We start from the raw sequence: 6,540 nt of genomic DNA on the forward strand, positions 1-6,540 counted from the left end.
GCCCCTGTGCGGGGCGGCACTTACTTTCTTTGCCGCGGCAAAGAAAGTAAGCAAAGAAAGCCGCTCACACCGCCAACGCTTGGCCTTTACCCACGGGCTCTCGACGTCCCCGCGCTTCACGCAGCAACTTTCCGGCCCGCGTCCGTTGCCATCGCACGGATTGAACGCCTCACCCGCTTCAAGCCGCGTGCGGAAAGCCAGCTTCATTGAACACGCAAGCGTCCCTTTCAGGGAGCATATGTAGGTCTCGGTTCCAGTATGTAGTTCCCCATTCCATATTGAGCAACGTCCTAACTAAAGCGGCTCACTGTGCGAGGGTTTCCAGTGCAACGCGAAAAGCTACACACAGTTTGCCGCCATGGATGCATGGCCTTCGATGTCACGGGCCATAGCGCGGGAGTGTGAATTCGGTGAGGCGGTCAATGAGCACGCTGGCAGCGAGCGCACGCAAGCACGTCGCCGTGTGAAGTGCGGGAACCGTTGAGAACCCGTGGACAAACGTCAAGGATTGGCGGTGTGAGCGGCTTCTTTGCCTACTTTCTTTGCCGCGGCAAAGAAAGTAGGTGCCGCCCCGCACAGGGGCAGCGCCCGCGCCGCGAGGCGCTATCGCGGATGCCAGCGATAGCGGCAAAACACATCGCATCGCGAATGCCCGCGCAAGGCAAACAAAAGCCCAACCACCAGCGTCGCAGACAAAAGAACGAACCCCTACACCGCCTGCGGCGCAATCATCGCAACAACCACGCCGCGCGCGGCCGCAATAGCCGCGGCCTCGGTGGCAAACACCGTATGATCGGCAACCTGCTGATACGGCAGTACATGTACGGCCGCCTGCGCTCCGTCGTCGAGTTTGCGGACGGCGGCAAACGCAGCCCAGCCGCCGTTGTGGATGAACTGCCTCGCCGACAGTTCGAGTTGATACGGTCCAAAGGTTTCTACACGCATCGATGTCCTCCGTGCTGATCGCCCCGACGGCGATCGACGTGAAATGACTGCGCGTGTGCGAGGCGGCGCGCACGCCGGCCTCGAACGACCATCCGGAACGATACGTCAGGCGCCGACGCGCGCCTCGAGTTCCGCGATGCGCTTGCGCAGATTGCGGTCTTCCTGGAAGCGCGCCGTTTCATCGCGGATCACCGCGACGATGCCCGTCAGCTCGCGCTCGTCCGAATACAACAGTGCAACCGTGAAAGCGATCGACAACGCGCGGCCATCCTTGTGGACGGCGGGCACGCGCAGCACATCGCTGCCATAGCGCGTCTGTCCCGTCGCCATGGTCTTGTCATAACCTTCCCAATGACGCCCGCGCAGGCGCTCGGGAATGATCAGATCGAGTGAATTGCCGAGCGCCTCTTCCTGCGTGAAGCCGAACATGCGCTCGGCAGCAGGATTCCACTCCGTAATCGCACCGTTCTTGTCGGAGATCACGACGGCATCGCCAATCGCTTTCACCAGCTGTTCATAGTCGATGGCTGCTTTCATATGTGGGCTCGTGTGTTATCTAGCTGCCGCTCAGTGAAAAACAGCGCCCGGCAGGCGCTGTTCAGTGGGCTCCGATCATCACGCCTGTCATGCGAGTCACGGAGCCCTTTGATAAGCCAACGCAATTACACCACTTTCGCTTCCCGCATGTTGGCGATCTGTTCGAAGCTGTAGCCGAGGTCCTTGAGCACTTCTTCCGTGTGCTCGCCGAGCAGCGGCGAACCGGTGATCTCAGGCTTCATGTCCGAGAACTTGATCGGGCTGCCGACCGTCAGGTACTTGCCACGCGCCTTGTGGTCCACTTCGACGATCGTGCCGCTCTTGCGCAGCGACTCGTCGTTGGCGATTTCCTTCATCGACAGAACGGGCGAGCACGGAATGTCGAACTTGCGCAGGATATCGACGGCTTCGAACTTCGTCTTGTCGGCGAGCCATGCTTCGATCGTGTTGAAGATATCGAAGATGTGCGGCTGACGTGCCCGCGCCGTCATGTAGGCCGGATCGTCGATCCATTCCGGCTTGCCGATCGCGCGGCAGATCGGCTCCCACGCGTGGCCCTGAACCGTGAAGTAGATATACGCGTTCGGGTCCGTCTCCCAGCCCTTGCACTTGAGCACCCAGCCCGGCTGGCCGCCGCCGCCCGCGTTGCCGCCGCGCGGCACGACATCGGTGAATTCGCCGTGCGGATATTGCGGATACTCTTCGAGGTAGCCGACGCGGTCCAGACGCTGCTGGTCGCGCAGCTTCACGCGGCACAGGTTGATCACGCTGTCCTGCATCGACACGGCCACCTTCTGGCCCTTGCCCGTCTTGTCGCGGCCGATCAGCGCCGTGAGAATGCCGATGGCGAGATGCATGCCCGTGTTGCTGTCGCCGAGCGCCGCTGCGCTGACGGTCGGCGGGCCGTCCCAGAAGCCCGTCGTCGATGCCGCGCCGCCCGCGCACTGCGCGACGTTTTCATAGACCTTCAGGTCGTCGTAGTGGTGCCCGTCGCTGAAGCCCTTGACGGAGGCGACGATCATCTTCGGATTCAGCTCGTTGATGCGCTCCCACGTGAAGCCCATGCGGTCCAGCGCGCCCGGCGCGAAGTTCTCTACCAGCACGTCCGATTCGCGGATCAGCCTTTCGAGCACTTCCTTGCCGTCCTGCGTCTTCGTGTCGAGCGTCAGCGAACGCTTGTTGCTGTTGAGCATCGTGAAGTAAAGCGCGTCGGCGTCGGGAATGTCGCGCAACTGGTTGCGCGTCACGTCGCCCGCGCCGGGGCGCTCGACCTTGATCACATCCGCGCCGAACCAGGCCAGCAGCTGTGTGCACGCAGGACCTGCCTGCACGTGCGTGAAGTCGATGATCTTGACGCCTTCGAGTGGTTTGGTCACTTTCGTATCTCCGTTGTTGGCTGGCATTACTTTTTCATCGCCGCGCTTTGCGGGTTCAGATTGGTCAAGCGTCCGCTTTCCGTGCCGGCCGCTTCGTCGATCACTGCGTTGATGAGCGTAGGCTTGCCGGATGCGATGGCTTCCTTCACCGCTTTTTCGAGCGCTTCGGGCGTCGTCACGTTGTAGCCTATGCCGCCGAATGCCTCGATCATCTTGTCGTAGCGCGCGTCCTTCACGAAGACGGTCGGCGCCACGTCCTTGCCACCCGTCGGGTTCACGTCGGTGCCGCGATACACGCCGTTGTTGTTGAAGATCACCGTGCACACGGGCAGGTCATAACGGCAGATCGTTTCGAGCTCCATGCCGCTGAAGCCGAACGCGCTGTCGCCTTCGATCGCGAGCACCGGCTTGCCGCTCGTCACGGCTGCACCGATCGCGAAGCCCATGCCGATGCCCATCACGCCCCACGTGCCGGAGTCGAAGCGCTTGCGCGGCTGGTACATATCGATGATGGCGCGCGCATAGTCGAGCGTATTCGCGCCTTCATTCACGACGTTGATGTCCGGGTTCTGCTTGACGATGTCGCGCAGCACGCGCAGCGCGCTGTGGAAGTTCATCGGCGTTGGACTCTTCGCGAGCGTCGCGGCCATCTTTTCGAGGTTCTTGTTCTTCTTCTCATTGACGGCGTCGAGCCATTCCTTCGGCGGCTGCGGAAAGTTGTCGCCGACCTGATCGACAAGCGATGCGACGCACGAACCGATATCGCCGACGAGAGGCGCCGCGATCGCGACGTTGCTGTCCATTTCCTGCGGCGAGATGTCGATCTGCACGAACTTCTTCGGGTTGCCCCACGTCTTGCCTTTGCCATGCGACAGCAGCCAGTTCAGCCGCGCGCCGATCAGCACGACGACATCCGATTCGGCGAGCACGAACGAGCGCGCAGCCGACGCCGATTGCTCGTGCGTGTCGGGCAGCAAGCCCTTGGCCATCGACATCGGCAGGTACGGGATGCCCGTCTTCTCGATGAACGCGCGAATTTCCTTGTCGGCCTGCGAGTAGGCGGCGCCCTTGCCGAGCAGAACGAGCGGACGCTTCGCGCTCTTGAGCAGATCGATTGCGCGCTTGACGGAATCGGGCGCGGGCAACTGGCGCGGCGCGGCGTCGATCACGCGGACGAGCGATTGCTTCGCCTTCACGGCGTCGATGGTTTGCGACAGCAGCTTCGCGGGCAGGTCCAGATATACGCCGCCCGGACGGCCCGACACGGCCGCGCGGATCGCACGCGCCACGCCGATGCCGATGTCCTCTGCATGCAGCACGCGATACGCGGCCTTCGCGTACGGCTTCGCTGCGTTCAGCTGGTCCATCTCTTCGTAATCGCCTTGCTGCAGGTCGACAATTTCACGCTCGCTCGATCCGCTGATCAGGATCATCGGGAAGCAGTTCGTCGTTGCGTTGGCGAGTGCCGTCAGGCCGTTCAGGAAGCCCGGCGCGGACACCGTGAGGCAAATGCCGGGCTTTTGCGTCATGTAGCCGGCGATCGCGGCGGCATTGCCCGCGTGCTGCTCGTGACGGAAACCGATAAAGCGCATTCCTTCCGCTTGCGCGAGGCGCGCGAGGTCGGTGATAGGAATGCCGACCAGACCAAAGATCGTGTCGATATCGTTCGCCTTCAACGCGTCAATGACGAGGTGGAAACCGTCCGTCGTTTGTTGTGCGTTCGCTTCAGCGGATTCTTGCGGTCTGATCTCAAGTACATCTGCCATGACGTCTCCTCCTTGGCCGGGTGTTGTGTGCGTCTTCGTGATATACAATATTCCAAACACAATATTAGTCAACGGGTTTTTGCAGATACCGATTCATGCTGTTGCATTGCAAAAGGTCGCCGAAGCTTTGTGTCTGAAGGGTCTGGGCGCCTGATTCGTGCACTGCATCAAACGCCCGTACGGGATAATCCTGGGTTTTTTAGGGGAGCTTCAGTCCAGGAAATCGCAATGCGCTTCGACATGCAGCGCAAGATCGAGCGAGTGCTGGCGCACCAGCGTTTCGACGCGCTCGGTGTCGCGCGCCTCCAGCGCTTCGATAATGCGCATGTGGTCCGCGATCGAACGCGACGCGCGGTCGCTTTGCGCAATCGTCATCCGTCGTATCGCGCGCACATGCATGAAGATGTTCTTGATCGTGTCGAGGATGATCTGCGAGCCGGATAGCTCGACGAGCGCCTGGTGAAACGCGATGTTCACCTCCGAGTATTCCTCGATGTGATTCGTCGGCGCGGCTCCGCTGAAGTGGTCGAACAGCGCACGCAGCTTCGCGATGTCCTCGTTCGACGCGCGCTGCGTGGCCAGACGCGCCGCCACGCTTTCGAGCGCGGCCCACATGCAGATCATCTCGACGATCTCTTTCTTCGTCTTGCGCAAGATATAGACGCCGCGGCGCGGCACCGTGCGCAGAAAGCCTTCCTGTTCGAGCAGCGTCATCGCCTCGCGCACGGGCGTGCGGCTCACGCCGAGCGCTTCCGTCAATTCCTTCTCGTCGAGGCGCACTTCCGTGCGCGAGTGATAGATGTCGGTGTTCGCGATCGCCTGCTTGAGTCGCGCGTAAGCCTGATCGCGCAGCGAAGCTGTCGCGCTGATCGGCGTGAGGTTCAGGCTCAACGGGACCGTGCGGACATTTTCTTGCGTGTCGGTGGACATGGTCGACGTGTCTCCTCGTTGTCGAAAACGGTGATGGCCCGCTCGACGGTGGCGCCGGGTAGGCGCGGTCGTTCGGCCTTGTAATTGCCGCCTTGCATATGTGCAATACTGTATATCACATATCTAATCGACACCAATTCTCCTGCACCCCAGGTTTGCAGCGACTCTTTCATAAACGATAGCAAATGGTTTTCAAAGAAAACTTTAACTATCGTGAATCAATCGACGCGCCTATGCTGTCTTTACGCAATCGATGAAACGGAGGGGATCATGCGCAACGCACACGAGGAACACGGGATGGACTACGACCATGCAGTCGATGCACAGCTGTGCGCCTTCAACAGCGCATTCGCCGACCTGGGGCTGCGCTTTCGCTGGGACGCGCAAACGCTGACGTCGCTGGCGACGATCGACGGCGAGCATGCGCGCGTCGTCACTTACATCGAGACACACCAGCCGCATCTGCTGCATGCGTACAGCGCCGAGTTCCTGTGCGCCGCGATCCTCGCGAAGAAGACGGCCCATACGCCTGAAGCGCTGCCGACGCGTGTCGATCCATCGAGCGAACGTGCGCGACGGTCAGCGGGATTCTCGATCTCGCAGTACTTCGGCGACGATGGATTGCCTGCGCTTGCGGGCGCCTGAACAGCAAGCCGCAGACGAAGCCAAACCGATCGAGTCTCCCGCGCGTCGAAGCGCGGGAGACTTTTTTATTCGCGATCGGATCAGCGCGACGAAATCAGCGCGACGAGAAAAGAAAAGCGGTGCGCGGCCATTGAAGCTGCGCACCGCTGCGTTCAATGAAGGGACGCGGTCTGCTTACCAGGCGCCCGTTCTCATTCGCCCGAACTCGCGCTCAAGCCCGACGCGCGAGACGGCGCGGAAGCACCCGATTCGATCCAGCGCGCGCGCATCGGCGCGAGGATGAACTTGGCCGACACGCCCGCCGCAATCGTGATCACGGCCGACACGATGAACACCAGGTT

General features: G+C 61.3%; 7 protein-coding genes and 1 pseudogene. 1 reads left to right on the top strand and 7 read right to left on the bottom strand.

Going from position 1 to position 6,540, the window contains the following annotated elements; translation table 11 throughout:
• From J8I87_RS42955 to J8I87_RS42980, 6 genes are all read right to left on the bottom strand, one after another.
• The coding region (locus tag J8I87_RS42955) for a hypothetical protein (RefSeq protein WP_209938673.1) at window positions 1-207 on the bottom strand (207 nt) is incomplete at its 3' end.
• 501 nt (window positions 208-708) lie between these two features.
• Window positions 709-945, bottom strand: coding sequence for a hypothetical protein (locus J8I87_RS42960; protein WP_209938675.1), 237 nt, complete (start codon window positions 943-945; stop codon window positions 709-711).
• A gap of 105 nt (window positions 946-1,050) precedes the next feature.
• Window positions 1,051-1,482 (bottom strand): PAS domain-containing protein, encoded by a 432-nt coding sequence (locus tag J8I87_RS42965; RefSeq protein ID WP_209938676.1) that lies wholly within the window; start codon window positions 1,480-1,482, stop codon window positions 1,051-1,053.
• Window positions 1,483-1,607: 125 nt separating this feature from the next.
• A complete protein-coding gene (gene frc, locus J8I87_RS42970; RefSeq protein ID WP_209938677.1) occupies window positions 1,608-2,858 on the bottom strand; it encodes a formyl-CoA transferase in 1,251 nt (416 codons plus the stop codon).
• A gap of 26 nt (window positions 2,859-2,884) precedes the next feature.
• Complete coding sequence (gene oxc, locus J8I87_RS42975) at window positions 2,885-4,624, bottom strand: oxalyl-CoA decarboxylase (protein WP_209938679.1); 1,740 nt, start codon at window positions 4,622-4,624, stop codon at window positions 2,885-2,887.
• Between the two features lie 210 nt (window positions 4,625-4,834).
• Window positions 4,835-5,554 carry a GntR family transcriptional regulator gene (locus J8I87_RS42980; protein ID WP_209938681.1) on the bottom strand — a complete coding sequence of 240 codons (720 nt, stop codon included), beginning with the start codon at window positions 5,552-5,554 and terminating at the stop codon, window positions 4,835-4,837.
• Window positions 5,555-5,824: 270 nt separating this feature from the next.
• On the opposite strand from J8I87_RS42980, the gene J8I87_RS42985 reads away from it, so the two are divergent.
• The gene (locus J8I87_RS42985; RefSeq protein ID WP_209938683.1) at window positions 5,825-6,199 is read left to right on the top strand and encodes a hypothetical protein; all 375 of its coding nucleotides are present in this window, start codon (window positions 5,825-5,827) and stop codon (window positions 6,197-6,199) included.
• A 191-nt stretch (window positions 6,200-6,390) separates the two neighbouring features.
• Here J8I87_RS42985 and J8I87_RS45520 read toward each other — a convergent pair.
• A pseudogene (locus J8I87_RS45520) lies at window positions 6,391-6,540 on the bottom strand (oxalate/formate MFS antiporter); the annotation flags it as partial.

This window comes from Paraburkholderia sp. LEh10, assembly GCF_017814945.1.
GTDB lineage: Bacteria > Pseudomonadota > Gammaproteobacteria > Burkholderiales > Burkholderiaceae > Paraburkholderia.

Excerpts from the sequence above, each read along its gene's own strand:
- J8I87_RS42960 (WP_209938675.1), bottom strand. The coding sequence starts at position 945 with ATGCGTGTAGAAACCTTTGGACCGTATCAACTCGAACTGTCGGCGAGG.
- J8I87_RS42965 (WP_209938676.1), bottom strand. The coding sequence starts at position 1,482 with ATGAAAGCAGCCATCGACTATGAACAGCTGGTGAAAGCGATTGGCGAT.
- oxc (WP_209938679.1), bottom strand. The coding sequence starts at position 4,624 with ATGGCAGATGTACTTGAGATCAGACCGCAAGAATCCGCTGAAGCGAAC.
- J8I87_RS42980 (WP_209938681.1), bottom strand. The coding sequence starts at position 5,554 with ATGTCCACCGACACGCAAGAAAATGTCCGCACGGTCCCGTTGAGCCTG.
- J8I87_RS42985 (WP_209938683.1), top strand. The coding sequence starts at position 5,825 with ATGCGCAACGCACACGAGGAACACGGGATGGACTACGACCATGCAGTC.